The organism is Streptomyces sp. NK08204 (assembly GCF_020400585.1).
In the GTDB taxonomy this organism is placed as follows: Bacteria; Actinomycetota; Actinomycetes; order Streptomycetales; family Streptomycetaceae; genus Streptomyces.
In genome coordinates, this window is the sequence record NZ_JAINVF010000005.1 from 1 (window position 1) to 23,683 (window position 23,683).

General features: G+C 69.7%; 22 protein-coding genes, 1 tRNA gene and 2 pseudogenes. 14 read left to right on the top strand and 11 right to left on the bottom strand.

Going from position 1 to position 23,683, the window contains the following annotated elements:
- Positions 1 to 145: 145 nt before the first annotated feature.
- Both K7G59_RS09655 and K7G59_RS09660 read right to left on the bottom strand, forming a co-directional pair.
- Positions 146 to 472: an antibiotic biosynthesis monooxygenase gene (locus K7G59_RS09655; RefSeq protein ID WP_225832287.1), complete on the bottom strand. Its 327-nt coding sequence runs from the start codon at positions 470 to 472 to the stop codon at positions 146 to 148.
- 31 nt (positions 473 to 503) lie between these two features.
- The gene (locus K7G59_RS09660) at positions 504 to 1,490 is read right to left on the bottom strand and encodes a hypothetical protein (RefSeq protein WP_225832289.1); all 987 of its coding nucleotides are present in this window, start codon (positions 1,488 to 1,490) and stop codon (positions 504 to 506) included.
- Positions 1,491 to 1,722: 232 nt separating this feature from the next.
- Between K7G59_RS09660 and K7G59_RS09665 the strand changes: the two genes are divergently transcribed.
- The 3 genes from K7G59_RS09665 (at position 1,723) to K7G59_RS09675 (ending at position 4,967) form a co-directional block, all read left to right on the top strand.
- Positions 1,723 to 3,204, top strand: coding sequence for an FG-GAP and VCBS repeat-containing protein (locus K7G59_RS09665; protein WP_225832292.1), 1,482 nt, complete (start codon positions 1,723 to 1,725; stop codon positions 3,202 to 3,204).
- A gap of 218 nt (positions 3,205 to 3,422) precedes the next feature.
- Positions 3,423 to 4,460 carry a Yip1 family protein gene (locus K7G59_RS09670; protein ID WP_225832294.1) on the top strand — a complete coding sequence of 346 codons (1,038 nt, stop codon included), beginning with the start codon at positions 3,423 to 3,425 and terminating at the stop codon, positions 4,458 to 4,460.
- A 189-nt stretch (positions 4,461 to 4,649) separates the two neighbouring features.
- A complete protein-coding gene (locus K7G59_RS09675) occupies positions 4,650 to 4,967 on the top strand; it encodes a hypothetical protein (RefSeq protein ID WP_225832297.1) in 318 nt (105 codons plus the stop codon).
- Between the two features lie 23 nt (positions 4,968 to 4,990).
- Here K7G59_RS09675 and K7G59_RS09680 read toward each other — a convergent pair whose 3' ends face one another.
- The gene (locus tag K7G59_RS09680) at positions 4,991 to 5,500 is read right to left on the bottom strand and encodes a phosphoribosyltransferase (protein WP_225832300.1); all 510 of its coding nucleotides are present in this window, start codon (positions 5,498 to 5,500) and stop codon (positions 4,991 to 4,993) included.
- A 13-nt stretch (positions 5,501 to 5,513) separates the two neighbouring features.
- Positions 5,514 to 6,089, bottom strand: coding sequence for a dCTP deaminase (gene dcd / locus K7G59_RS09685; protein ID WP_225832303.1), 576 nt, complete (start codon positions 6,087 to 6,089; stop codon positions 5,514 to 5,516).
- A gap of 529 nt (positions 6,090 to 6,618) precedes the next feature.
- Between dcd and K7G59_RS09690 the strand changes: the two genes are divergently transcribed.
- Positions 6,619 to 6,692 (top strand) — tRNA-Gly (locus tag K7G59_RS09690).
- A gap of 201 nt (positions 6,693 to 6,893) precedes the next feature.
- On the opposite strand, the gene K7G59_RS09695 is transcribed toward K7G59_RS09690, so the two are convergent.
- Together K7G59_RS09695 and K7G59_RS09700 are read right to left on the bottom strand one after the other, a co-directional pair.
- A complete protein-coding gene (locus tag K7G59_RS09695; RefSeq protein WP_225832306.1) occupies positions 6,894 to 7,358 on the bottom strand; it encodes an ABA4-like family protein in 465 nt (154 codons plus the stop codon).
- Complete coding sequence (locus K7G59_RS09700; protein ID WP_225833081.1) at positions 7,355 to 8,272, bottom strand: hypothetical protein; 918 nt, start codon at positions 8,270 to 8,272, stop codon at positions 7,355 to 7,357. Before K7G59_RS09700 ends, K7G59_RS09695 begins: the two co-directional genes overlap by 4 nt.
- A 220-nt stretch (positions 8,273 to 8,492) precedes the next feature.
- Here K7G59_RS09700 and K7G59_RS09705 point away from each other — a divergent pair, with 220 nt between their 5' ends.
- A complete protein-coding gene (locus K7G59_RS09705) occupies positions 8,493 to 9,146 on the top strand; it encodes a MerR family transcriptional regulator (RefSeq protein WP_225832308.1) in 654 nt (217 codons plus the stop codon).
- A 283-nt stretch (positions 9,147 to 9,429) separates the two neighbouring features.
- Here the strand turns inward: K7G59_RS09705 and K7G59_RS09710 are convergent, their stop codons facing one another.
- Complete coding sequence (locus K7G59_RS09710; protein ID WP_225832311.1) at positions 9,430 to 10,344, bottom strand: serine/threonine-protein kinase; 915 nt, start codon at positions 10,342 to 10,344, stop codon at positions 9,430 to 9,432.
- Positions 10,345 to 10,452: 108 nt separating this feature from the next.
- On the opposite strand from K7G59_RS09710, the gene K7G59_RS09715 reads away from it, so the two are divergent.
- The 4 genes and pseudogenes from K7G59_RS09715 to K7G59_RS09730 all read left to right on the top strand — a co-directional run.
- On the top strand, positions 10,453 to 10,998 hold the full coding sequence (locus K7G59_RS09715; protein ID WP_225832314.1) for an RNA polymerase sigma factor: 546 nt from the start codon (positions 10,453 to 10,455) through the stop codon (positions 10,996 to 10,998).
- 235 nt (positions 10,999 to 11,233) lie between these two features.
- Positions 11,234 to 11,806, top strand: coding sequence for a hypothetical protein (locus K7G59_RS09720; RefSeq protein ID WP_225832316.1), 573 nt, complete (start codon positions 11,234 to 11,236; stop codon positions 11,804 to 11,806).
- Between the two features lie 135 nt (positions 11,807 to 11,941).
- Positions 11,942 to 12,637: a hypothetical protein gene (locus tag K7G59_RS09725; RefSeq protein ID WP_225832319.1), complete on the top strand. Its 696-nt coding sequence runs from the start codon at positions 11,942 to 11,944 to the stop codon at positions 12,635 to 12,637.
- 243 nt (positions 12,638 to 12,880) lie between these two features.
- Positions 12,881 to 13,045 (top strand): annotated as a pseudogene (locus K7G59_RS09730) (VapC toxin family PIN domain ribonuclease); the annotation flags it as partial.
- A gap of 1,129 nt (positions 13,046 to 14,174) precedes the next feature.
- Here K7G59_RS09730 and K7G59_RS35285 read toward each other — a convergent pair.
- Positions 14,175 to 14,798 (bottom strand): annotated as a pseudogene (locus K7G59_RS35285) (mucin-1); the annotation flags it as partial.
- Between the two features lie 144 nt (positions 14,799 to 14,942).
- Here K7G59_RS35285 and K7G59_RS09740 point away from each other — a divergent pair.
- The 5 genes from K7G59_RS09740 (at position 14,943) to K7G59_RS09760 (ending at position 21,296) form a co-directional block, all read left to right on the top strand.
- Complete coding sequence (locus K7G59_RS09740) at positions 14,943 to 15,962, top strand: LacI family DNA-binding transcriptional regulator (RefSeq protein WP_225832325.1); 1,020 nt, start codon at positions 14,943 to 14,945, stop codon at positions 15,960 to 15,962.
- Positions 15,963 to 16,056: 94 nt separating this feature from the next.
- Positions 16,057 to 17,400 (top strand): sugar ABC transporter substrate-binding protein, encoded by a 1,344-nt coding sequence (locus K7G59_RS09745; RefSeq protein WP_225832328.1) that lies wholly within the window; start codon positions 16,057 to 16,059, stop codon positions 17,398 to 17,400.
- Between the two features lie 92 nt (positions 17,401 to 17,492).
- Positions 17,493 to 18,485: a sugar ABC transporter permease gene (locus K7G59_RS09750; protein WP_308295009.1), complete on the top strand. Its 993-nt coding sequence runs from the start codon at positions 17,493 to 17,495 to the stop codon at positions 18,483 to 18,485.
- 8 nt (positions 18,486 to 18,493) lie between these two features.
- Complete coding sequence (locus tag K7G59_RS09755; RefSeq protein WP_225832333.1) at positions 18,494 to 19,336, top strand: carbohydrate ABC transporter permease; 843 nt, start codon at positions 18,494 to 18,496, stop codon at positions 19,334 to 19,336.
- A gap of 562 nt (positions 19,337 to 19,898) precedes the next feature.
- A complete protein-coding gene (locus tag K7G59_RS09760) occupies positions 19,899 to 21,296 on the top strand; it encodes an amino acid permease (protein ID WP_225832336.1) in 1,398 nt (465 codons plus the stop codon).
- Between the two features lie 31 nt (positions 21,297 to 21,327).
- Here the strand turns inward: K7G59_RS09760 and K7G59_RS09765 are convergent, their stop codons facing one another.
- The 3 genes from K7G59_RS09765 to K7G59_RS09775 form a co-directional block, all read right to left on the bottom strand.
- Positions 21,328 to 21,921: a hypothetical protein gene (locus K7G59_RS09765; RefSeq protein ID WP_225832339.1), complete on the bottom strand. Its 594-nt coding sequence runs from the start codon at positions 21,919 to 21,921 to the stop codon at positions 21,328 to 21,330.
- Between the two features lie 93 nt (positions 21,922 to 22,014).
- Entirely contained in the window at positions 22,015 to 22,545 is a 531-nt protein-coding gene (locus K7G59_RS09770; protein WP_225832342.1) for a TerD family protein, read from the bottom strand.
- A 236-nt stretch (positions 22,546 to 22,781) separates the two neighbouring features.
- Entirely contained in the window at positions 22,782 to 23,648 is an 867-nt protein-coding gene (locus K7G59_RS09775; protein ID WP_225832344.1) for a potassium channel family protein, read from the bottom strand.
- Positions 23,649 to 23,683 lie beyond the last annotated feature (35 nt).

The window sequence follows — 23,683 nt, forward strand, 5'->3', positions numbered from 1 at the left end:
TCGACCCGGCGGGCGAGACGGAGCTGGAGAGCGAGCCTGAGCCCGAGCCGGTGAAGTGACACCCCGGTGACATGACCGGCCGCTGAAAAGCCCGACGGCGCCCCCTGACCCGCACAGGCAGGGGGCGCCGTCGTATCCGCGGTGGCTACGCCTCCTTGGGCCCCGCCTGCTGGACGACCTCGAAGGACCACAGAGTCGAGCCGGAGGCCGCGGGCTTCGGGCGCTCCCCGCCCTCTCCGCCTCCCTGGTGCGCCGACTTCATCGGCCCCTCCATCCACGCCTGGAACGACTCCTCGTCACGCCAGCGCGTGTACACCAGGTACTGGTCGGTGCCCTCGACGGGCCGCAGCAGCTCGAACCATTCGAAGCCGTCGGAGTTCTCCACGGCGTGGGCCCGCGAGGCGAACCGCTTCTCCAGAACCTCCCGCTGCTCGGCGGGAACGGTCAGCACGTTGATCTTCACTACGCTCATGGACCCATCCTGACCCACACCCCGGCCGTTCTCAGAAGGCGGTCGTGCCGGCGTACACCAAGAGGATGAGTACGAAGCCGCCCCCGGCGAACACGTACGACACCACGGTCGCCTCCTGCCCCAGCAGGATCGGGCGCCACGCCAGGTACAGCCCGACGACGAACAGGCCACGGACCGTCTGTGCCCAGGCCGACCAGGCCCGTTCCCGGAGGGAGTCCGTGTCGGGGGCCAGGGAGAAGACCGAACCCATGACGACACCGCCGACCACGGCGAGGAGAACGAAGGCGTGCAGCGCCGCCCTTCCCGACTCGTCGTCCGGGAACGCCTTCCACCGGCCGGCGGCAAGGGTCGGCAGGTCCTTGGCCTCGTTGACGTATCCGCCCAGTCCGGGTTCGGACGGGGACCACAGCACCTGGACCCGGGTGCCGTCGCGCGGTTCGTCGTAGGTGTACGCACCCTTCACGAGGAGGTGCCCGGGACCGCCGTCGACCGCCAGCACCAGCCGTGAGGCATAGCCCTGCACCTGGTCCTCGTCGTCCAGCTCGGCCCGTGTCCGCAGCGGCTTGCCCACCACACGTGCCGTGCTCACCCCGGCGCCCGCGTCCCGCAGCTTCTCGATCCGCCCGTCGGACGGCATGCTCATCAGGCACGCGAACATGGCCCCGGAGGCGACGGCCACCAGCAGCCAGACGACAGCCGTGCGGCCCTTGACCCACAGCGCGCAGTCGTCGAAGCCGGGTCTTCGTGCGCCGGTCTTCCCCACGCCGCTCTGCCGCACGCCCTTCTTCAGCGAGACCCCGCCAAGGCCCGGCGGTCCCGCCTCGTCCATCAGCCGCAGCGCCCACAGCGCCACCACCCGCGGCGCCGTGGACCCGGCAGCCACGCCACCCCACACCAACGGCCCGTTCCAGGGATGTGACGTGGGCGCGACCCCCAGCAGCCATGCACACGCGACCGCCCCCGCGCCCCATCCCACCAGCCCGCACATCCGGACCAGCCACACCAGCACGGACGCCATCCGTACCCCCTCCAGCGAGCGCCCGGTCCCCCGGCGCGGAAAGCCCCCGGCAGTCAGGCACAGCAACCCCTGCCGTGACCGAAAATATCCCCAACCTTCGTGTGTCCCGGCAGGTCTCCAGATCGCCATCCATCCCGTGAACCACGGAACGACCGGTGGTGAACACGGGCAGAACGCACAACACCGTCTGCGGATGCTCCCCCAGGCATCCCCCGCATGCCGAGGAGACCGCATGCACACGTATCCCCGACTGGCCCTGGCAACGGCCACGGCAGCCGCCCTGACGGGCGGTCTGCTCACCTTCGCCGCGTCACCCGCGACCGCCGCCGACTCCGTCAAGGTCGCCAAGGCCGACTTCAACGGCGACGGCATCGGCGACATCGCCACCTCGGCGCCCACCGCCTCCGTCAACGGCCACGACAAGGCCGGTCAGGTCGTCGTGGTGTACGGCACCGCCACCGGCGTTTCCTCCGCCAAGCACACCACCATCAGCCAGAACACCACGGGCGTGCCCGGCGACGCCGAGACGGGCGACATGTTCGGCACCGCGCTGGCGTACGCCGACTTCAACGGCGACGGCTACGACGACCTCGCGGTCGGGACCCTGCACGAGAAGGTCGGCACCGACACCAACGGCGGCGACCTCGCCATCCTCCTGGGCTCCAGCAGCGGTCTGACCGGCAAGAGCATCCATGTCACCGACCCGGCCCCCTCCGCCCACGACTACTGGGGCAAGAACCTGGCCGCGGGCGACTTCGACGGCGACGGCAAGACCGACCTGGTCGTCGGCAGCTCCACCGCCACCCTCTACCTCTACAAGGGCGGCTTCACCACCTCCGGCGGCTACGGCAGCCGTACCACCGTCAAGCCGCCCATCCTGTCGGGCACCAACGACTACCCGTACGGTCCGGTGAACCTGACCGCCGGTGACGTCAACGGCGACGGCCGCACCGACCTCGTCGTCGACGGCTACGAGACCACGACCTCGTACGGCTGGAACACCAACTACTGGCTGCCCGGCATCGCGAGCGGTCTGAGCGGCTCCTCGGCCAAGGCTCTCAAGCCCGGCATCATCACCGCCATCGGCGACATCAACGGCGACGGCTACGGCGACATCGTGAGCGGGGCCGGCTGGGACAACACCACCAGCGACGGCACACCCGTCCCGGACTCCGCCAAGGGCGGCAAGGTGAACATCACCTACGGCTCCGGCTCGGGCCCGGCCGGCACCACCGGCATCACCCAGGACACCGGCAACGTGCCCGGCTCCTCGGAGAAGGGCGACACCTTCGGCTGGGACCTCGACCTCGGAGACGTCAACGGCGACGGCTACCAGGACCTCGTCGTCAGCACCCCGAAGGAGGACATCGCCGGTGTCCCCGACACCGGCATGGTCACCGTCCTGTACGGCTCCTCGGCCGGCGTGAACACCACCTCCGGCATGCAGTCCTTCGCCCAGAGCAGCGCGGGCGTCCCGGGCGGCGACGAGAAGAGCGACCTGTTCGGCGCCGACGTCAAGCTCGACGACGTCACCGGCGACGGCAAGGCCGACCTGGTGGTGGGCTCGTACGAGAACGGCGGCGACGGTGCGCTCACGTACCTGCCGTCCAACGGCACGAAGATCACCACGAGCGGCTCCCGCCAGATCGGCGCGTCCACCGTGGGCGTCTCCACGGCCGGCACGCCCCAGTTCGGCGCGCTCTTCGCCGACTGAGCGGGCGCCGGAGCCGTGTGGCCGTTCAGGTCCGCGCGTCCGGCATCACCGCCACCGGCTCCGAGGCCCGCCGGCACGCCCCTGGACGGCCCGGCGGGCCTGCCGCACTTCGGGGACGTACCGGGGGGGCCGAGCACCCTTCGGAGCGCTGCCGGGCCGGTGGAACCGTCAGGAACCCCCGGTCCGCCCCCGACCCTCCCCTGACGGTCCCCTAGGGGATGTCACAGCTCGGCCGCAAAGCCGGGCCTGAACACCCGGGTCCGGCACGTGACGTGACCGGACCAGGTACGTTCGATGACGTGGCTGGATTCAGGAACGGACGCGGGGGCCGGGACAACCGCCCTCCGCAGGGACAGCAGGCGCCGCAGGGGTCGTACGGCCGGCCGGGACCGGGGTCGCACGGACGGCAGCCCAGGGGTCAGCAGCCCGGCGGGCCGTCGTACGGCTACCCGTCGGCGCCGCAGCCGTACCCGCAGCAGCGGCCCGCGTACGGCCCCGGCGGCCAGTGGCAGCCGCGGCAGGACGACGGACCGGAGTACTTCGGCGACGGCGGCTACGCGGCCCCGGGCCCGGGATACGGCCAGGGCGGCGGCCACGACCCGTACGCGGCCGACAATCCGGGCCACACCCAGGCGTTCTCCATCGACGAGGCCGCCGGCTACACCCAGGGCGAGACCTACCAGGCGGGCTCGGCCGCGCCGTCCGCCCCGCTCGGACCGCGCCTGCACTGGAAGGAGCTGCTGCGGGGCATCGTCTTCAGCCCCGACCAGACGTTCCTGCGGATGCGGGACTACACGATGTGGGGCCCGGCCCTCGTCGTCACCTTCCTCTACGGCCTGCTCGCCGTCTTCGGCTTCGACGGTGCCCGCCAGGACGCGATCAACGCCACGCTCTCGAACGCGGTGCCGATCGTCCTGGTGACGGCGGTGGCCATGGTGATCAGCGCCGTCGTGCTGGGCGCGGTCACCCACACCCTCGCCCGCCAGCTCGGCGGCGACGGCGCCTGGCAGCCCACGGTCGGCCTGTCCATGCTGATCATGTCCCTCACGGACGCCCCTCGCCTGGTCTTCGCCCTGTTCTTCGGCGGCGACGCCGGCTTCGTCCAGCTCCTCGGCTGGGCCACCTGGATCGGCGCGGGCGCCCTGCTGACCCTGATGGTCTCCCGCTCGCACGACCTGCCCTGGCCGAAGGCTCTGGCGGCGTCGGCGATCCAGCTGATCGCACTGCTGTCGATCGTGAAACTGGGCACGTTCTAGCCGCTCACCGGCGCGTCGAAGCCCGCCGGCCGGCAGACACCGGTGGGACACCACTTGATCACTGCGTCCCTGCGTCCCGTCGTCAGCCGGCGGGACGCAGTGCTTCGCGGAACGGACCGCCGCGCCGGAGGAACGCCCGGGTGCGACAATGGAGCGAATCGGACACTCGGAGCTTTCAGGGTGCTGGGTATGAAGAAAGCAGCATTGCGGACGGTCAGCCTTGCAGCCGCAGCCTCCTGCTGCCTGACGCTCGGCGCATGGGGCGCATCAGCGGGTGCCGCAGGTGCCCTGCCACAGAAAGCGCGGGCCGCACCCGCGAGTTCGGTGCTCCAGTGCTACGCGACGCGCGGCAGCCCGAACGAGATCGTGTGCTACCGGCATTCCTGGAAGGCCGAGTTCCGGCACGGCGAAATGGTGTACGTCCCCATCCTCATCCAGGTGCCCATGCCTTCAGCCGCCCCGTCCGTGACGGTCGTCGACAGCCTGAACGACATCCGCCCGAGCTAGCGCATGCCAGGGCCATCAACGGCTCAGAGCGCTTCCTTCGACGGCGTGACCGGCGTGCCGGCCTTACGGCACGGGGGGAGAACGGACCAGGGGAAGTTGATCCAGTCGTCCGTCCGCTTCCACACGTACTCGCACTTCACGAGCGAGTGCGACTTCTCGTAGATCACGGCGGAGCGCACCTCGGCGACGGTCTCGAGGCAGAAGTCCCGCACGAGTTTGAGCGTCTTGCCGGTGTCGGCGACGTCGTCGGTGATCAGCACCTTCTTGTCGGAGAAGTCGATCACGTTCGGAACGGGCGCGAGCATGACCGGCATCTCGAGCGTCGTCCCGACGCCGGTGTAGAACTCCACGTTCACGAGGTGGATGTTCTTGCAGTCGAGGGCGTAGGCGAGCCCGCCGGCCACGAACACACCGCCGCGGGCGATGCTCAGCACGACGTCGGGCTCGTACCCGTCGTCGGCGATAGTCTGCGCCAGCTCCCGGACGGCGGTCCCGAACCGCTCGTAGGTCAGATTCTCCCGCGCGTCGCTCATGTCACCTGCGTCCTCACACCTGGGTCCGGTGGAAGTTCAGGAAGGACCGCGAGGCGGTCGGCCCGCGCTGCCCCTGGTACCGGGAGCCGTAGCGCTCACTGCCGTACGGGTGCTCCGCGGGCGAGCTGAGCCGGAACATGCACAGCTGCCCGATCTTCATCCCGGGCCAGAGCTTGATGGGCAGGGTGGCGAGGTTCGACAGCTCCAGGGTGACATGGCCACTGAACCCCGGGTCGATGAACCCGGCGGTGGAGTGCGTGACCAGCCCGAGCCGCCCGAGCGAACTCTTGCCCTCCAGCCGGGAGGCAAGATCGTCCGGCAGCGTGATGACCTCGTACGTCGAAGCGAGCACGAACTCCCCGGGGTGCAGGATGAACGGCTCGTCCCCCTCGGGCTCGACCAACCGCGTCAGATCGGCCTGCTCGACGGAGGGGTCGATGTGCGGGTACCGGTGGTTCTCGAACACCCGGAAATAGCGGTCCAGCCGCACGTCGACACTCGACGGCTGCACCATGGAATCGTCAAAGGGATCGATCCGTACCCGTCCGGCGTCGATCTCGGCCCGGATGTCCTTGTCTGAGAGAAGCACGCCCCGAGGATACGCAAGGCGCGCGCAGCCGTGACAATCGTGACGACTCCGCGCGCCTGTGTTACCGCCCGCGCTCCCGCTTCCCGCCCGGCTAGTGCTTCTCCAGCGCGACCGGCACCGCACTGCGGAGCCGGGCACACCGAGGACACCGCACGAGCCGGCCGGGGCCGAGCCGCTCGGCCTTCTGCATCGGGAACGAAGCGGTACTGAACACGTGCCCATCGGCACAACGGACGACGGTGCGCTCCATCAAGTCCTGAAGTCCCTTCCCCAAGAGCCGCGCCGGGCTACTGCTCGCCTGGCGCCAAACGGCACATTACGGGATCAAAGAGACGACTCTCCAGGCGGCGCTCCGACCCCGCCGGGCCCTCTTCCGCACCCCACCGTACGCCCCAACTCCCGCCCCCCGCAGCCGGATCCCACCCCTGAAACGCGATCAGACCCCAGGGTCCAGGCACCGGGGGTCTGTGATGATGTACAGTGAGCAGCGTTCCGGACTTCGACCCACGGGGCCGACAGCCCGAACTACGCGGGTGTAGTTTAATGGTAGAACATCAGCTTCCCAAGCTGAGAGCGCGAGTTCGATTCTCGTCACCCGCTCCATAATGAAACCCCAGGTCGGCGGCCTGGGGTTTGTTTATGCCCCAGTCCGACAAGGCCAGGCATCACCGCCCCAGCCAACAACCCCAGGTCACGACCGCGGGTTGTTTGCCGTCCAGACCGGCAGGTGGCGCGCGCCTCGGACCACATCCGCACCATGACGCTGCGCTGTTGCGGCCGGCACCCATGGATCCCGAGCGCCGACTACCTGGCGCCGCCGACCACGGTAGCCGCCAGGTCTTCGCGGGTCGCACGCCATGACCTTGCGGCGCGCAGCCCCAGGAAGAGCAACAGTCCGAACGGTGACAGCAAGATCGTGAGAACCAGCAGCGGCCCCATCAGCAGGGCGGACATCCTCAGCCGCCTGGCCTCCCGGTACATCCATTGGCCGATCAGCAGATCCCAGGCGATGACCTGTGACCAGATGGCCCCCGCGCCGTCCGCGAGGGCCGTCAGATCGCGGAATGTGCCCAGATCCGGGCTGCGGACCGCGGCCCAGAGCTCGGGGAACACCGGGACCGCCAGTGCGAGATAGACCAGCAGCACGGGCACCACGGTCCACGGTGACCCGGCGATGCGGGCGGTCGGCCCCCACCCGGGCGCGAAGATCATGAGCAGCCATACGGGTGCGGCGAGCCAGAAGGAGAACTCGAAGAGGAATCCGGTCATGGCACGAGTTCCTTGGGAGTGGGGGCGCCGTCCGAGCCATTTGCCCTGACCGGCGAGGGAGTCGGAGCCCTCAGGGATGCGTAGGTCCCGAGAGCGCCGGCCGACAGGATCAGTGCGGCCACCCTCAACGTGGCGCCATCCGGGTGGATCAGTGGCTGACCCCGCAACGCCTGCCAGAGAACCAGCGCGAAGGTGGCGGCATACGTTCCCGAGGCGAGCAGCACCAGGCGCAGCCGTATCCGGTCGTCGGCAAGTCGAGTGAAGCGTGGCGCGAGGGCGGTCAGCACCGTGACCAGCAGCGGCAGGAGCTGCAGCGCATGCATGCCGACGAAGTGCGGGATCCGTAGATCGCCTCCCGTCGTCGACCAGCCGGTCAGCGGCATCGACGGACCGCCGTCCGGCACGCCCACGCTGTGCGCGCCGACCACCTTTGAGACGCCGCGCCTCTGTCCCGGCGCGGGTCGGCTCATCAGGAAGCCGACACCGGCCCCTGCCAGCGCCAGGATGATGCCGGAGCGCATCGCCCAGGCGGATGCGCGGTCGGCGATTCGGGCGCGGAGCAGCAGCACGGCGATGGCGAGTGTGCCGAGCCAGAGGATGGCGACTGTCACGCCCATCGCGTTGAACAGCGCCTCGTCGAAGGGTGTTTCGTGGTTGAAGTGGCTGCGTTTCCCGCGCACCACCTGCCCGGTGATGATCACCATCTCGATGAGGCTCGCCAGCGCGACGACCGTCCCCGCCCACCAGCCCACGCGTCGTCCGCTGGGCAGAAGCGACAGCATCCAGGCCAGGGAGAGGCAGTACGCCACGAACGAGACCGAGAACTTGAACGGCTTGAACCAGATCGGCGCACCCACCAGGACACGGTCGTCCATGGCGAGTCCCACCGCGGATATGACCGCCATCAGCGCCATCGCTGCCGCGAACAGCACCAGCGGCCGATGCCATGACCGCCACGGCGCCGACGGCGACCACAACGGCGCAGGCCGGGAAGGTGGACGTGAAAAAGACATGACTACCCCCTAAGTGGATAGCGGCACTATCCGCTATCCGATAGCCCAACTATCTATGATGGGGGCCGGGTCGGCAAGGGCCGGCCCGGCCTCAGGGCGAAGGTCGAGGAGTGAACCGGCTGTGCGCATTGGCGAGTTGAGCCGCAAGACCGGGGTGCCGGTGCCGACGATCAAGTACTACGTCCGTGAGGGCCTGCTGCCTCCGGGCGAGCTGACCAGCCCGAACCAGGCGACCTACAGCGAGGCGCATGAGCGTCGGCTGCAGCTGATTCGAGCCCTGCTGGAGGTCGGCGGCATGAAGGTGGCCGAAATCGCGGACGTACTGGCGGCCCTCGACGACCCGGAGCGCCCTCTGCACAAAGTGCTCGGCGCTGCCGCGGACCGCCTCGGCAGCGGGGACATCGAGCACGACGACGCCGAGTCGGCGGCCGCACGGGCCGTCGTCGCCGACCTCATCTCCCGGCGCGGCTGGCGCACGCACGAGTCGAACCCCGCCGCCACCGACCTGGCCAAGGTCCTCGCCGCCCTGGAGCGGTTGGGCCACGGGGCCTTTGTCGAAGTGCTCGACGACTACGCCGACGCAGCCGAGCAGGTCGCCCGCGCCGACCTCCGTTACGTGGGCCAACGGGTGGCGGTCGAGGACATGGTGGAGGCCGTGGTGGTCGGGACCGTACTGGGCGAGGCGATGTTCAGCGCGCTGCGGAGGCTGGCCCATGTGAACGCCTCGGCCGAGCTGTACGGCACGGAGGTGCCGCAGGAGCAGAAGCCGAGCTGAGCCGACCGAAGCTGAGCGCGAAGCGGGCTTTCTCCAAGCTCTGTGCCCGTGCGAAGGTGCTCCGGACCGGATGTCCGACCGAGCAGCTCAATACCGTGCCCGTCAGAGCGGGCACTTTGCCCACCGGCCTGCTCGCCCAGCAGTGCACCGCGGACAGCGATGTCTCCCCAGCAGGCCGAAGGCACCGAGGCGAACCATGAGCTGCGGCGGGCGTCGTGCCGGAACCTGCGTGGGCGCTCGCGAACAGGCGGCACCTTCTGTATGGGACGCGGTACCCGCAACTTCAGCGGGACAACCAGGTCAGCACCGCTGTCATCAGGTACACGACGACCGCCGCAAGCCAGACCATCAGGCGCGTCGGCCCCGAAGACCTGACCGACGCCGACGCCCACTGCTCTCCCTCCCGCGACAGCAGCGCATCCGCGAACGCCTGCGCGGTCTGGGGTCGTTCGTCAGGTTCGACGGACAGCGCAGCGCGAAGCAGTGCTTCGATGCCGTCCGGAACCCCCAGCTCCCTGGGAAGGGACGGCAACGACGTCGTCGACGCCTGCTGCGTCACCAGGACTGTGCGACCGCCCGACCCGAACGGCTTGCGTCCGGTCAACAACTCGAACGCGACGACACCGAGGGCGTACACATCGGCTCGACCGTCGAACCCGCCCGTCTGGAAGACCTGTTCGGGCGCCATGTACGCGGGAGTGCCGGTGGTGACTGTCAGCCCCGACGCGTCGGCCAGTTGCTTCGCGCTGCCGAGGTCCGCGACAAGTACGGCGGCAGGCGTGCGGTCGGCGTCGAGCAAGAGGTTCGACGGCTTGATGTCGCGGTGGATGACGCCCGCGTCATGGAGCACCTGAACTGCGTACCCAGCCTCGGCCGCGAGCCGGAGCGCCTCCGCGGGCCGGCAGTGCCCTGTCTTCTCGGCCAGCGTGCCGCCTCGGACGTAGTCCATGACGAAGTACGGCCGGTCGTCCTGGACGCCGACGTCGTGCACGCGCACGACACGTGGGCTGGAGATCCTGCGGAGCAGCCTCGCCTCCGCCAGGAAGCGCTGTCGTACATCGGCGTTCGACGCCCAGTTGTCGGCCAGCACCTTGACCGCGACATCGGTGTCAAGCTCGGGGTCGTATGCCTTCCAGACGGTGGCGAACGAACCGGCTCCCAGCCTGTCCTCGAGGAGATAACGACCTAGCTTCTGCATGTGGCAACATTTTTCCCGGGGCGATGTGACGGATGTGGCTGGCTGTAGTCGGGAACTTCCGTGCGACCCAGTGGGGTCCAGGTCGGACGATAGCGGGGGGACAGCAGGGTGCTCGAGGAGGACGAGCTGACGCACCTCGTGGCGTCTGCCCAGGCAGGTGACCGGGCGTCCCTGGACCGCCTCCTCGTCAGGCTTCGGCCCACCGTGATGCGCCGCTGCTCCCGGTTCCTTCCGCACCACGCCGACGCCGAAGAGGCCGCGCAGGACGCCCTGTTGTCCATCAGCACACATCTGCACGAGTACACCGGGCGAGGCTCGTTCCTCGGCTGGGTGACAGTGATCGCCTCGAACGCCGCCAGGTCCACGTATCGCTCGATGCGCCGACGCGCGGAGGACAGTCATGCCATCGTTCCCGACGGTGTCGATCCACGGACGACGAGCGTCATCGCGGGGACCCGCCTGGACCTGATGGAGTCGCTGGCCGCACTGGAGGAGCGGCACCCGGCTCTGGTGGAGTCCTTCGTGCTCCGCGATCTCGGAGACCTGACCTATCTTCAGGTCGCCGAGATCACCGACGCTCCTTTGGGCACGGTCAAGGACCGCATCCATCAGGCCCGTCGCTTCATGCGGGACCGTCTCGGCGGTGGCCTCTGAGACGCCCCGGCTTCCCGCTCTCACCTGGCATCAGCTCGACCGCGGGCCGGGAGGTGCTGCCGTGCGTCCTCGGACGATCGTCGTCATCCTGACGGTAGCCATCGGACTCGGCCTGTTGACCGGCCGGTTCGTCCTGCCCGCGCCCTCTGCTCCGGCCACCCCGACGGTGACGCCAGGCGCTGCGGCGTCCTCGCCAGGCAACGGCTCTCCGACGCCGAGGCCCGCGAGTGGGCCCATGACGAACCGGCACTTGTTGACAGCGGCCGACTTCAGGAAGGTTGGTCTCTCCAAGCGCATCTACGTGCGGGATCGCGTCGGAGACGGCAACTACGCCAACGCGACCTGCGCCGGCGAGAAGACCCTCGGCGAGACGCTGGGATCGTACGGCGCGCACTTCCGCGGGTTGGTGACGAGCAAGGACACAGGCCACGGCGACCCTACCGAGGCGACGAACATCGACGATCAGGTCGCTCGCGAAGTCGCCGACGACGCCGGAAGCCGCGCACTGGCTCAGAACTACGCGGAACGCCTGCTGTTGGAGGAAGTGCCGTGCCAGAGCGAGCCCGCCACCCACTGGATCTACGGGCCGACGCACACGATTGTCGTCGCTGCGGACATCACCGCGAGTTGGATGGGTGTTTACGGCGGCGACCTGAACACCACAGGGACCGCGCCACGAGACAAGGAGCCGTGTGGCGGCGTCGCCATACTCCGCAACGGCTCGCACTACGGGGTCCTGGAGATTGATGCCTGCCTGGACACGGCTGCGACGACGCGGGTCGTCCGTGCGGCCGTGACGCGGCTCTGAGACCACCCCGCCCCACCAGTGGACGTGACACAGGTCACACCGATCCGGTAGATCGCTATCCAACATCTCCCGTACCTCCGGCATCTCCCAGATGTACGACGACGCCAACCGCGTCGCGACCAGACAGGAGATGAGATGTTCGACAACCAGGCAGCCCGCAGGAAGTTCGCGCGTCGCGGTCGCACCGCAGGAACAGCCGCCTCCGTCGGTGCCGCCCTGATAGCGGTCGGCATCGGCGCGCTTCCCGCCGCCGGCGCGGACATGAGTTCTGCGAGCCGGCAGGCGACCGCCCCTGCCGCCGCTCCTGCCCTACCCGGTCTCGGCTCCGCCGGCCTGATGCAGAGTGACGACTTCTTCCAGCAGGGCCTGGCCCCGGTCCGCGCGACGGTGGGCCTGACCGGGAAGCAAGCTCTCTCGGCATGCTCCGGGGAGCAGACGATGCGAGAACTGACCAAGGGGAAGGCTGCCGCCTATGCCGACGTGACCTGGACCTTCGACACCAAAGGCACCTCGCTGACCGAATCCGTCGCGGACGGTACCACCGACACATCGGCGGCCTCGTACGAGAAGCAGCTCGACAAACTGGTGCGCGGCTGCCAGGACGAGCCGCGGGGTCACTGGTACTACGGCAAGGGGCACACGATCACCGTCAAGGCCGGCGAGGGACGTTGGTACCCGGCCTTCAGCGGCGACGGCAAGGTTGCCGGCGGCGTCGCGGTGATCCGCAGCGGCCACAGGTTCGGCATCGTCGAACTCACCGGTCAGCCCAGCGACGACCCCGGCTACATGAAGGGCATCACCGCCGGTGCCGTCAACCGGCTGGCCGACTGATCTGGTCCGGGCGGTTCCGGGAGCTGTTCGCGTGGGTGCTGCCCCCGTCCTGGGACCGTCCGGGTCGGCTGATGAACGTCTGGTCGGGGTTCAGAACCGGTGACGTCGGACGGCGGTCACGGGCCGCCGAAGCCGTGTGCCGAGAGGTCGAGCCAGTTGCCTTCCGGGTCGGGTCCATGGCCCGGTCGCTACTCGGCGAAGGGGCGGTCGGAAGCATTCAGCCGGTTTCGGAATGCCGACGGCACCCAACGCGGACAGCACCGCAGCGCCGGAGCCGTCGACCTCGTGATGGCCGCCACGGCTGAGCTGCAGGGACTGACCCTCCTGCACCGCGACCGGGACTTCGAGTGCATCGCCGCCGTCACCGGCCAGGCGCTCCAGTGGTACGGCCCCGAAACCGGCAACTGAACCAAGGGCAAGCGTCGGCCGGTCCGGGGAAAGCCACGACCGCCGGCCTTGCAGTGCCGAACGGGCTTTGCTCAAGCTCAGTGCACGCGCCAAACGTTCCCCGAGCAGACAACCACGGTCAACAGCAGCGATCCGACCCGCACGACCACCCGGGCAAAAGCCATCTGCGCACGTCAGAGCCGTATGGCCTGCCCAAGCGCCGTCGCTTCAGGCCGCGAAGCCATGACGGGGAACCGCGGGGAACAGCGGTCACTCACCCAGCACGTCCACCTGTCATGACGCCGCTCCGCAGCAGGTCAGCAAGCCTGTCGAGCCCGTAGGGCCCAAGCTTCCCCAGCTGAGAGCGCGACCGGCCCGGAGGTAGGTGGGCGTTTCACCTCGGCATTTCCGGTCCGGGCCATACGGCGGAGGCGTCGTCGCGGGTCGGGTCGGGCAGCCGGACCGGGCGTACGGGGACGGTGCGGGTGCTTCCTTCCGTCACCGCCGTCCAGGGGGCGGGACGCCCCGAGTAGCACAGGGCGGTCAGGACGAAGACGCCGTCGGCGTAGACCTCGACGTACTCGCCGATGGTGAGGATGCGCAGGGCAGCCGCGGGCTCGGGCAGAACGGTCTCGCCCAGTGGCGCGCCGGCGGATCCGGTGATCCGGAGGTTCTTGCCGTCGCAGCCGACCGCCAGGGCCGGACCGTCGTCGCCGGTGCGCAGGGTGATCTCCACGGGCCCGGAGACATCGACATCACCGACCGCGTGCAGCGTCGGCTCCCTCGTCTCCTCCAGCAGCCAGGCGTCCAGACCGGGCCACCATTCCAGGCGGGGCAGCGAACCTTCCCTTATCGCAAGGGACTTGGGCTGGGCCAGCATGCCCCGGCACCGGTCGCCCGAGTCCGTCAGGTCCACCTGACGAGGCGTGGTGTGCAGGACGACGCGGGAGCCGTCGGGAGCGGCGATGACGCGCGGGGCGTACGAGCCGGTCGGGCCCAGCGGACCACGCCGGGTCCACGGCCCCCTCAGCCTCGGCGCCGTCCACGCCTCGAAACCGCGCGTCGCGCCGATCGAACCGATCAGCAACCAGCTTCCGTCGTCGAGGCGTTCCAGGACCGGGCACTCCAACTCGTCCACGTCGCCCGGCGAGATGAGCGGCGGGTGGACCGTCCAGTGCTCCAGATCGTCCGAGGTCGCCCACGCCACACAGCCGCTGACCTCCACGGGCAGGGAGGCGTCGGCCGCACACACGACCATGACCCAGCCGTCCGACTCGTCGTCGCGTACGACGAACGGGTCGCGCCAGCCCATGCGTTCGCCGGTGCGGTACCAGCGGGCGTCCGCCTCGACGACGGGGCCGCTGCCGTGGCGGCGCCAGCCGGTGCCGTCGGTGCGGTCGGAGTACGCCAGCCCTATCGACTGCAACGGCCAGCCGCCCGCCGTCAGTCCGCTCACACCCGTGTAGAACATCGCCATTCCGTCGCCGTACGGGACGGGGTGCATGGTCCACACCGCTTGCTGGTCGAAACGGCCGGGCAGGCCGTTGCCGAAGGCGGTGCCCTCGGGCCGCCAGGCGACCAGGTCGGTGGAGGTGGCCCTGCCGTACGAGGTCTCCATCCTCAGGTGGTCGAACTCGCTCGTCCACGGGCCCTGCAGGTGCAGCACCGCGTAGGTGCCGTCGCCGTCGCGGAGCAGGGCGAAGTCGTTCACGCACAGGCCGGGCGGGGCGTATCGCATGCACAGTTCCTGTCGGCTCACAGCGCTCAAACGCATGCGCTGACCAATGACCTCGAAGGTCTCACTTGAGAATCGGCCCCAGTAAAACTGAACGCAAACGCTTGCGCAACAGCGAGGTCCGGCTTACGGTCACGTCACCGCCAGGTCACACCGATGTGAAACAGACGGGAGAAATGCGCTGTGACGGTCAGCATCACCGATGTCGCCCACGCCGCTGGAGTCTCGGCGTCCACCGTGTCCCGCGCCCTGCGCGGCCAGCCGGGTGTCTCCGACGAGGTGCGCGCGCACATCACGGCCGTCGCCGCACAGCTCGGCTATACGGCGTCCCGTTCGGCGTCCAGCCTGGCCAGCGGGCGCACCTTCACCATCGGGGTCGTGGTGCCGTACGTGGGCCGCTGGTTCTTCGGCACCGTGCTGGACGCGGCCGAGCACGTGTTCAGCGCCGCCGGGTACGACGTCCTGCTGTACAACCTGGGTTCGCCGGAGTCACGCAAGCGTTTCTTCACCAAGATGCCGGTCCGCAAGCGGGTGGACGCGGTGCTGTCGCTGCTCATCCCCGACGAGGAGGAGTCGGCGGCGCTGCGTTCGCTCGGAGTGCCGCTGGCCAGCACGGTCGGCGGCGCCCGCCCCGGCTTCACCGTCGTCGGCATCGACGACCACGCCGGTGCGGAGAGCGCCGTACGGCATCTGGTGAACCTCGGCCACCGCCGGATCGGCATGATCAGCGGGTCGAGCGGGCCGCAGCACTGGACCACGCCCGTCGCGCGTCGCCAGGCGTACCTGGACGTACTGGCCGACGCCGGAATCGCACACGACCCCGCCCTGGAGGCGGACGGCGACTACACCATCGAGGGCGGCGAGCGGGCCATGACCGAGCTGCTGGCCGCCTCCCGGCCACCGACCGCCGTGTTCGCGCAGTCCGACGAGATGGCGATGGGCGCGTTGCGCGCGCTCAGGAGGCATCGGCTCCGGGTGCCGGACGACGTGTCCGTGGTCGGCTTCGACGACCACGAGCTGTCCGACGTGCTCGGGCTGACCACCGTCGCCCAGCCGGTGGCCGGCCAGGGCGCCGAGGCCGCCCGGCTGCTGCTGCACCAGCTCGACGGGCCGGACGCGGACCGGCCCGGGCATGTGCAGATGCCCATCCGTCTCGTCCTGCGCGAGACCACCGCACCGCCGCGCCCGCGCGGCCCCCAGTAGCTCCTCTACGGCCGTCAGGCCGCCAGACCCCGCTCCCCCACGCCGGAAAGCACCGGCGCACCTCGACCCCCTCGCACCGCACGGAGGCACCACCATGAGCTCGACCAGCAGAAGGTACTCCCGTACAGCCTGTACGGGACTGGCCCTCGCCCTGCCCCTCGCGGCCCTGTCCGCGTGCGGTGGAGGCAGCAGCGGCGACACGTCCGCCTCGGCCGGCAGCGGCAAGGGCACCATCAGCGTCTGGGCCCACCAGGGCCAGACGAGCGAGGACACCGCCCTGCAGAACGCGGTGAAGTCCTTCAACTCCTCACAGAGCAAGATCAAGGTCGAGCTGAAGCTGATCCCCGGCAACGACTACACCAAGACCATCACCGCCACCGACGCCTCCAAGCTGCCGGACGTGATGGAGTTCGACGGCCCGACCATGGCGAACTTCGTCTACAACAAGAAGCTCGCGCCGATCGACTCGTACGTCTCCGCGAAGACGATGTCCAACGCCACCGCCGCGAGCAAGGCACAGGGCGAGATCGGCGGCAAGCACTACGGCCTGGGAATGTACGACTCGGGCCTGGGCGTCTACGGCAACAAGAAGCTGCTGGACGCGGCCGGGGTGAAGTACCCGACGAGCCTGTCCGCCAACTGGACGGCCGCCGAGTTCACGGCCGCACTCAAGGCGCTCAAGGCCAAGGACTCCGACGGCAAGACCCTCGACCTCCAGGAGAGCGGCGGCTTCGCCAACGAGTGGGGTACGTACGGCTTCGCGCCGATCGTCTGGTCGGCGGGCGGCTCGCTGCTGAAGAACGGCAAGGCGGAGGGCGCGCTGGACACACCTTCCGTGGTGTCGGCGATGAAGACCTTCCAGTCGTGGAAGACGTACGTCGACCCCAACACCGACGGCAACGCCTTCGCCAAGGGCCGGGTCGCGCTGAGCTGGGTCGGCCACTGGATGTACCCCGCCTACAGCAAGGCCCTCGGCAGCGACCTCGTCGTCCTGCCGCTGCCCGACTTCGGCAACGGCCCCAAGACGGGTCAGGGTTCCTGGGCCTGGGGCATCGGCGCCGACTCCAAGAACGGCAAGGCCGCCGGCACCTTCCTCGACTACCTCCTCAACGACACAAACGTCACCGCGATGACGACGGCGAACGGCGCCCCGCCCGCGACGAAGACCGCGCTCGCCAAGAGTGCGCTGTACAAGCAGGGCGGCCCGCTCCAGCGCTACGCCGACCAGCTCGCCAAGCCCTGCGGCGACAGCGACATCACCAAGTCCTGTGTCGCAGTGACCCGCCCGGTCACCGCCGGATACCCCACGGTCACCGCCAAGTTCAGCGACGCCCTCAACTCCGTCTACGGCGGCGCCGATCCGAAGAGCGCCCTGGAGAAGGCCGCCCGCGCCATCGACCAGGACTTCTCCGACAACGACGGCTACAAGATCCAGTAATCCAGCAGGACGCTTCGGCGGGGGCGGACGTGCGTACGCGGCTCAGGACGCGTACGACGGCACGCCCGCCCCGGCCGGGAACAGGACCCCCCGTGAAGACCGTGGAACCCGCGCACGCAGCGCCGTCCGGCAGCGAAGCAGGCCCGCCCGTGACCTCCGTGAAGCCGACGCCTGCCAGGCCGCCCAGGAACCGCGACTGGCTGCACGGACTGCTCATGTCCACACCCGCCGTCGCCGGCCTCGTCGCCTTCGTCGGCATCCCGTTCGGCTACGCCGTCGTCCTCTCCTTCTACAACGTGCGCCTGGGATCCCCGCTCGCGCCCAGATTCTTCGGCCTGGAACAGTACCGAAGACTGTTCACCGACCCGGACCTCTCCGGCCCGTTCCTGCGGGCCCTGCTCAACAACCTGACCTTCGCCGTGGTTGTCGTACCGCTCCAGACGGGCCTGGCACTGGCCCTCGCGATCCTCCTCAACCGCAAGCTCAAGGGGATCGGCCTGTTCCGGTCCCTCTTCTTCATGCCGGTCGTCTTCCCCATGACCCTGGTCGCCGTGATCTGGCGGCTCATCCTCGCCCGCAGCGACCAGGGACTGCTCAACTCCGCACTGCACACGGTGAGTTTCGGCCACTGGGGCGCCTTCGACTGGCTCGGTGACGCCGCAACGGCGATGGCCTCGGTCATCGTGCTGTCCGTCTGGCAGGGCGTCGGCTTCCAGATGGTGATCCTGCTGGCCGGCCTCCAGCAGATCCCCGGCGAGCTCTACGAGGCCGCCGAACTCGACCGCGCCACACCCTGGCAGCAGTTCCGGCACGTCACCCTGCCCGGCATCCGCGGCACACTCGTCTTCGTCGCCATGCTGACCTCGGTGCTGTCCTTCCGGGTCTTCGACCAGGTCTACGTCCTCGTCCACGGCGGTGGTCTCGACGAGGACGCCACCCGCACGGTCATGTACCAGGCCGTCACCACCGCCTTCGACCAGAACAACATCGGTCAGGCGTCCGCGATCACCGTCGTCTTCTTCCTGATCGTCGTCGTCCTGACCCTCATCCAGCGCCGCGTCGTCCGGCCCGACAACGAGGACTGACACCAGCCATGGCCACGACCCGCGGACCTCTGCGCCGCTTCACCGACTACGCCGTCCTCAGCGTCCTGGCGTTCATCTTCGTACTCCCCGTGCTGTACCTGCTCCTGGGCAGCCTCAAGCCGTCCGACGAAGTGCTGAACGGCCTGGCCGGCTTCCTCCCCACTCACCTGTCCTTCGACAACTACGCGCACGTCCTCGACGCCCTCGACTCCGACAGCACCGGTCACTTCTGGCGCTTCATGGGCATCTCGCTGCTCGTCGCGTTCGTGGTCGTGACCGGCGGTCTGTTCGTCAACTCGATGGCCGCGTACGGCATGTCACGGCTGAAGTGGCGGGGCAGGGAAGCGGTGTTCACCCTGGTCCTGCTGCTGATGCTGGTGCCGTTCGAGTCGGTGGCGGTGCCGCTCTTCTACATGTTCAACGACCAGCGCAACACGATCTTCATCCAGGCGATCCCGTTCATCGCCAACGCCTTCTCCATCTACCAGTTCCACACGTTCTTCCGCTCGATCCCGCCGAGCATCGAGGAGGCGGCCCGGCTGGACGGCGCGGGCCCCTGGCGCACCTTCTTCGCGATCATCGTGCCGATGTCGAAGCCCGCGTTCGCCTCGGTCGCGATCCTCACCTTCCTCACCCAGTGGGGCTCGTTCCTCTGGCCGGTCCTCATGGTCTCCGACCCCTCCGTCCGCCCCCTCCCTCTGGAGATGAGCGTCTTCCAGGGCCAACAGCCCCCCGACTGGGGCCAGATCCTCGCCTTCGGCGTCCTCCTGGTCCTCCCCGTCCTGATCGTCTTCGCCTTCTTCCAGCGCTGGTTCGTGCAGGGAGTCGCCAGCTCGGCCGTCAAGGGGTGAGCCCGCGCTGCCCTGCGGTCCGGACCCAGGACGGTCAGGACAGGCGGAGCAGCGCAGCCACACGTAGGCCAGTGAGATCGTGACGGCCGCGGCCGTCACGATCAGCCCGTACCTGGTGAACCGCCAGGAGGAGACGGGCTGCCGGTTGCGTTCGGCGATGCCGAGGACGACGACGTCGGCGGAGGCGCCGGTCGCGGTCACTTTGCCGCCGAGGTCGGCGCCGAGTGCGAGCGCTCATCACAGGACGTGGTCACTCGCAGGCCCGGGGCACCGGTCGACCGCGCAGTCTTCACGGCCTCCGAGGGCCCTGCCGGAGCAACCTCACCATGGCACGCCTCCGCGGCGCCCGGAAGCCGGACATCCCGCCCGGTCCGGCCGCGGCGACGACGACAGCAAGGGCCTGGAACACGGCCCCCCGGACGCAGGCACTCGGCGCGACTTTGACGCGTCCTTGACGGGCTGCTGATGGTCCGGTTGCAGGTCCTTGACGTATCTTTGTCGTCGGTGTGCCGGGAAGCCTGGTCGGCGAAGTCCCTTCCCCTTTCCCACGAGAGGTCTTCGCGTGCCTGCCACCAGCCGGACCACCGTCACTCCGGCAGCTGCTGCCGATCCGCGCGGACGCACACCGCGCCGTTCTGTCCTCTTCTTCGCGTTCGCTTTCGCGGTGATCGCCGACCCGGTGTCCTCCGTGGCGTACGCGATCGAGGCGGCGCTGCGCGCTCTGCACGGAGACCTGGCACTGCTGCTTCCCACGATGATCCTGGTGATCGGGCTGGTCGCCGTGGTCACCGCCAACTACTGGCAGCTTGTGCGCCGCTTCCCCAAGGGGGGCGGTGCGGCTGCGGCGGCGGCGCGGGCGTTCGGGCCGCGGTGGACGTTCCTGCCCATCGGTGCGCTGGTGGTCGACTTCGTCCTCACGATCGGCATTTCGATCGCGGCAGCGTCGAGCGCGATGATCGCCCTCTTCCCGGGCCTGGCGGCCTTCCGTATCCCGCTGGCCCTGGTACTGCTGCTCGTGGTGGCCGGGGTGACCTGGTTCGGGCACGGCGGACGGCTGCTGTTCGCCGTCATGACCGTGGCGTTCGTGGCGGTTTCCGTGGTGGTCCTGGTGCTCGGCTTCGCCGCACCGCACGCCACGGGCCACGCGGCGGCCCCGCACGACCCCGGACACCCGGCGATACTCGCCGTGGTGCTGGCCTTCCCGGTCGCCATGGCGCTGGCCACCGGGGTGGAGGCGCCGTCGACCGCGATCGCCCAGCTCGGCCAGCTCGACGACACCCACCGCCGCCGCTTCGGCCGCGGCACCCTGGCCCTGCTGGTGGTGATCGTCGGCGGCCTCACGCTCGCGCTGACCGCACTCGCCGTCCGGCTGCACATCGGCATCCCGGGTGCCGACTCCACCCAGATCGCCGACATCGCCCACGCCGCCGCAGGACCGGGCTGGCTGTACGGCGCCTTCCAGCTGACCAGCTCGCTGCTGCTGCTCGCCGCCGCCAGCTCCTCCTTCCAGGCCGGACCCGGACTGCTGAAGGCCCTGTCCGGCACACCCGAGCGGCCGGGCGTGCTGCCGCCGGTGCTCGGCCGGACCAACCACCACCACACCCCGTACTGGTCCGTGGTGGTCTACCTGGCAGCAGCCGCCCTGATCATCGTCGCGGCGGCCGGCCAGGAGCAGGAACTCGTCCTCTTCTACGCCGTCGCCGTCTTCGTCAGCTTCCTGGTGGGCCTGCTCGCCATGACCCGCTTCGCACGCACCGAACGCAAGCCCGCACTGGCCTGGATCAACGCGATCGCCGCGGCCGCGGTGGCGTTCACCCTCGCGGTGAACCTGTTGCGCGGCTGGCCGGTGCTGTCGATGGTGGCCACGCTCCTCATCGCCGGCGGTCTGTACGTCCGCTGGAACCGGGCCGGACGCCCCAGCGGCATCGAGGACGTCGAGGCGCAGGCCGAGGCGGACTGAGCCGGGGGCCGCGCTCGGCAGGGGTGGCGGATCAAGCCGTCGCGCCACCGCGCCGGGTGTCGGCGTGCTCCCACTCCAGCGCCCACTGCCTCATCCGACGCCGGTCCAGCAGGGCGCGTGCGGCTCGTGCGGAGCCCCAGACGGCGCATCCCGCGGCCGTGGCCGCAGCCGTGCCCGCGAGGGAGGACCTCAGTGTCGCGTCGGACCGGTCCGAAGGCGGGGTGACCAGGTCGCCTCCGGAACTGGTCCAGACGGGCACGCGGGTCCCCGCACGGCTGTGCGCAGGCACCGCGACCCGCCCCGTGCGCATCCGGCCGTCGGCCGTCGTCCACCGGACCGTCGCGCCGGCGTGGTTGCCCACGTCCGCGTGCGTGGGCGCCGTGTCCTCGGCGCGCTCCAGGAGGACCGCCACGACCTGGTGGCGGCCGGAGCGGTCCTCTTCGAAGCCCCGTTCGGCGACCACCGCGGCCATGACGCCCGCGGTCGCGCCACCGAGCACGCCCACGATCCACGCGACCAGCAGCAGCCACGCCTCGATGAGATCACTGGCCCGCCGCAGCGGACTGCGCCGCCACCGCCACAGCCTCGCGCGGAACCCGCCGCACCGTCCCGACGCCATCGCCATGGGCCGACACCCCCTTACGAGCACCAGCGCCTTTCCGTGGTGTTGTCCGGACGGTAAGGAAAGCCTCCGCCGATCGGAAGAGTCGCGGAGCGGTCAAGGCTGCGGGTTGCCCATCTCCGCGGTGAAGAGCACTGGGTCACTGTCGAAGCCCCGGATCATCTCGTGCATCTCCCAGCTTCCCGCGGAGTCTCTGGTGAACTCGACCACCGTCGCGGCCGTGGCATCGGCGACCCTGGAGAAGTCGTGCGCGAGCAGCTGCTGGTACCCGTGGACGACGACCACCCCGCCGTTGGAGATGTCTCCGAACGTCCGTGGCCCACCGTCCTGGTGGATGGCCACCCCGACCACGACCCGCCCGAAGGCGGACGACAGCCGCTCGAACTCCAGCACCATCACCTCGACGAACCCGAAGCCCATACCGGTCTCGCTGTGCCGGCTCATGTTGATGGTGCCGTCCGGCGACCGGCTGTCGTAGTGAACGACATACGCCGGCCGCCCATGGGGATCGTCCGCCGGGTACGTCGCCGCGATGATGTCGAGGTGCCGAGGCGGCTCCCCGTACGGGCTCGGATCCCACCGGAGCCGCACCTCGACCTTGCCCAGCCCCTGGCCCCCACCGCTCACCTTGCCGCTCCCCCCTAGGACCGCCACGCGACTTTCCTCATGGTGAAGTATGCGCGCCCACCAGGGGATTGACGCCTCTGCGGTGCTCCTCTTCGGCGGTCCTCTTCGGGGCCCCACGCCATGCTGTCCGGCCGCGGGACGGCGGCAGCCGGCACCCTGCCGAGCCGGAGACCGGCCACCTCATCCCCGTACTTCGCCGCACCCTCGACGACGGCTTCTCGCGTCGCCCGGCTCGCTCAGGGACTGCCGTGGTCGCGGGCGTAGGCGGCCAGGACCTGCTGCCGCGTGCCTCCGGTATGCAGGAAGCGCTGGTCGAGCACGACGGCAAGGTCGTCGAGGGCGGTGGTGAGCACGGCCGCGGCGTTCCGGGCGTCCGGGCGCTTCCTTCGCCCTGTTCGCTCGGCGAGGTCGGCGGCGTAGGCGAGCGTGAAGGCCAGCGAGATGTCGCCGGGGCCGTCGTGGAAGTAGTAGGACTCGGGGTATTGGAGGAAGTCCACGCAGGTACGTGCGATGTCGGCAGCGAGCTGAGCGAGGACGGCGGCACCCGCGTCGGAGTCCGGTTGCCCAGCCGCCGGTTCGGCACGGCGCAGCTGGGAGATCCGCAGGGCAAGCGCCCGTCGCCGGGCCAGGGCTGGATAGATGCCGAGGATCCAGGAGACGGTGGCGGTCAACAACGCGAAGCCGACCAGCGCCTCCAGCGGTGCGACGATGCGCACCCAGTCGGCGGAGGGCGCGATGTCGCCGAGGCCGAGCGTGGCGACGGTCACCAGGGAGAGGTACAGGGCGTCCACCGGCCCCGAGTGCTCGGACGGCACCAGCGTGCCGGAGAAGGAGAACGCTTCCGGCATGTGCGGCCAGTACACCAGGGCCCAGCCCACGGCGACGGCGCAGGCCCACGTGGCCACCACCGTCACCATGCCGACAGGCCCGGCCAGCCCGGCGGTCCTGCTGCTCTTGCGGCCCCGGGTGGACAGCCGCCACAACAGCGACATGACGACCCTGCTCAGGCCCCCGTGCCGGGTGGGGTGCCACAGGGTGTGGAAGACATCCCGCAGGATGATCAGTACCACCGCCGCGCCGATCAGCGTGACCAACCAGTCCATGGAACCTCCCGGGCTCACCCGCTCCGGGTACAGCA